Consider the following 3,310-nt stretch of genomic DNA (forward strand, 5'->3'; position numbering starts at 1 on the left):
GACGCGGTGCCGGTGACGCGGACCAGGCCGTGCAGCAGCCGGGGCAGCGCCGGTCCGAGCCGGCCGAGCACCGCGTGGTCCAGGCTGACCGGCGCGATCGCCGGCTCGTCGTGCCGCAGGCCCTCGCTGAACAACGCCATGCCCTCGTCCGGGCCGAGCGGGCGGAAGCCGGCGCGGGTCATCCGCCGCTCGTCGACGTGGCCCTGCGGTCCGCCGGGCTCGTCCGGGTTGGCCCACGGCCCCCACGCCATCGACGTGGCCGGCAGCCCGCGGGCCCGGCGGTGGTGGGCGAGCGCGTCGAGGAAGGCGTTCGCGGCGGCGTGGTTGGCCTGGCCGGGGCCGCCGAACAGGCCGGCGGAGGAGGAGAAGAGCACGAACGCGGCGAGGTCGAGTTTCTCGGTCAGTTCGTGCAGGTGCCAGGCGGCGTCGACCTTGGGCGCCAGGACGGTGTCGAACCGGGCCGGGGTCAGCGCCGGCAGCACGCCGTCGTCGAGGACGCCGGCGGCGTGCACCACGCCGACCAGTGGACGGTCGGCTGGGATCTCGTCGAGCAGCACGGCCAGCGCGTCCCGGTCGGTGACGTCGGCGGCGACGACCTGCGCGGTGGCGCCGAGCGCGGTCAGGTCGGCGACGAGGTCGGCCGCGCCGGGGGCGTCCGGGCCGCTGCGGCTGACCAGCAGCAGGTGCGGCACGCCGTGCCGGGTGACGAGGTGCCGGGCGACGAGGCCACCGAGCGCGCCGGTCGCGCCGGTGACCAGGACCGTCCCGTCGGGGACGAGGTCGACGGCACCGGTCGGATCGGGTTCGGCCGGGGCGAGGCGCGGCACGAGCAGCCGGCCGGCGCGGAGCGCGACCTGCGGCTCGTCGGTGGCGAGCGCGCGGCCCAGCAGCTCGGGGTCGTCGCCGTCGAGGTCGGCGAGGACGAGCCGGCCGGGGTGTTCGAGCTGCGCGGCGCGGACCAGTCCCCACACGGCGGCGCCCGCCAGGTCGGTGACCTCGCCGTCGGCGGGTACCGCGCCCCGGGTGCACACCACGAGCCGGCACCCGGCGGACCGGTCGTCGGCGAGCCACTCCTGGAGCAGGGCGAGGGTGCCGGTCAGTCGGGTGCGGGTGGCGGCGAGCGGGTCGCCGTCCGGGGCGTCACCGGCGGGTACGAGCACCAGCCGGGCGTCGTCGTCCAGCGCGGCCAGGCCGGCCGCCGGGTCCAGCAGCACGATCCCGGTGGCCGGTCGGGCCGGCGGCGGCAGCGGGTTCCAGCGCAGGTCGTAGAGGTGCAGGTCGGCGGCGCCGGCGTCGAGCTGGTCGGCGGCCAGCGGTCGGGACACCAGCGAGTCGATACGGGCCACCGGGGCTCCGGTGGCGTCGGCGAGGGTGAGCGTGGTGGCGGGACCGCTGCGGGTGAGGCGTACCCGCAGGTGGGTGGCGCCGTCGGCGGTGAGGCTGACGCCGCTCCACGCCCACGGCAGGCGGGCTCCGTCGTCGTCCGTGGCGTCGTCGTCGGTGAGGCCGACGACGTGCAGCGCGGCGTCGAGGAGCGCGGGGTGCAGCGCGTATCCGGCCGGGTCGGCATCGTCGGGCAGTTCCACCTCCGCGGCTGCCCCGTCGGGGGTACGCCAGGCGGCGCGCAGCCCTCGGAAGGTGGGCCCGTGTTCGACGCCGAGGTCGCGCAGCCGGGCGTAGACCGGCTCGACCGCCACGGGGGTGGCGGCGGGCGGCGGCCACCCGGTCAGCGGTTCGGCGGTCCGGCCGGGGCCGGGGGCGAGGATCCCGTCGGCGTGGACGGTCCACTCGGCGTGCGGGTCGTCGGCGGGCCGGGAGTGCACGGTGAGGCGACGCCGGCCCTGCTCGTCGGCGGCGGCCAGGTGCAGTTGGAGGGCCCGCGTCCCGTCGTCGGGCAGCACGAGCGGCGCGGCGAGGGTCAGTTCCTCGACGGTGTCGCAGGCGGCCTGCGCGCCGGCGTGCAGGGCGAGTTCCACGAGCGCGGTGCCGGGGACGACGACCCGGCCGCGCACCACGTGGTCGGCGAGCCAGGGGTGGGTCCGCACGGACAGCCGGCCGCCGTGGACGCGGACGTCGCCGGTGGCGGTGACGAGCGCGGTGTCGAGCAGCGGGTGTCCGGTGGCGCGGGCGCCCAGGCCGGCGGCGTCGTGCCCGGCGGTGCGGGCGTCGATCCAGTAGCGCCGGTGCTGGAACGCGTAGGTGGGCAGGTCGACGGTGGCCGGCCGGTGCCCGTCGACGGTGTACCAGGCCGCCCAGTCGACCGGGGTGCCGGTGACGTGCAACCGCGCCAGCGCGGTGGTCAGTGCCAGTGGTTCGCTCTGGTCGCGGCGCAACGCCGGAATGTGGTGCAGCGTCCGGTCGGCCGGGACGTCGGCGGCCATCGCGGTCAACGTGGCGTCCGGACCCACCTCCAGGAACGTGCCGACGCCGAGGTCGTGCAGCGTGGCCACCCCGTCGGCGAAGCGGACCGCCTCGCGGACGTGCCGCACCCAGTACTCCGGGCCCGCGATCTCCACCGGATCCGCCAGCTGACCGGTCACGTTCGACACCACCGGCAGCATCGGCGGCCGCCAGTCCAAGCCGGCGATCGCGGCCCGGAAGTCGTCCAACATCGGTTCCATCAGATGCGAGTGGAACGCGTGACTCACCGCCAAGCGCTTCACCCGCCAACCCCGCGCGGCGCACTCCCCCGCGACCCGGTCCAAGTCCGCCACCGCACCGGAGAGCACCACCGACGCCGGGCCGTTCACCGCCGCCACGTCCACACCGTCCGCAAGCTGGCGAACCTGCGCCTCCGACGCCCCGACCGCCAGCATCCCGCCACCGGCCGGCAGCGCCTGCATCAACGACCCCCGCGCCGCCACCAGCGCGACCGCGTCGTCCAGCGACAGCACACCCGCCACATGCGCAGCGGTCACCTCACCGATCGAATGCCCCGCGAGGTAGTCGACCCGCACACCCCACGACGACAACAACTCCCACAACGCCACCTCGACCGCGAACAACCCCGCCTGCGCGTAGACGGTCCGGTCCAACAGGTCCCCGCCGTCGAACACCACCTCCCGCAACGACCTGTCGAGGTGGCCGTCGAACAACGCGCACACCCGGTCGAACGCGTCCGCGAACACCGGGAACGCGGAGTACAGCTCCCGACCCATGCCGGCGCGCTGCGACCCCTGACCGGTGAACACCACCGCCCGCCGACCCGACACCACCTCACCGGTTACCAGGCCCGGCGCCGAACCGCCCTCGGCCAGGGCGGACAGGCCCGCCAGCAACACGTCCCGGTCCGCGCCCACCACCACCGCGC

At 76.3% G+C, this 3,310-nt stretch carries 1 protein-coding gene; it reads right to left on the bottom strand.

Going from position 1 to position 3,310, the window contains the following annotated elements; all coding sequences use genetic code 11:
* Positions 1 to 3,310 (bottom strand): SDR family NAD(P)-dependent oxidoreductase (locus HUW36_RS28820; RefSeq protein ID WP_174530999.1); only part of this gene is annotated, 3,310 nt, incomplete at both ends.

The sequence above is a fragment of the Micromonospora maritima genome, from assembly GCF_902825405.1.
In the GTDB taxonomy this organism is placed as follows: Bacteria; Actinomycetota; Actinomycetes; order Mycobacteriales; family Micromonosporaceae; genus Micromonospora; species Micromonospora maritima.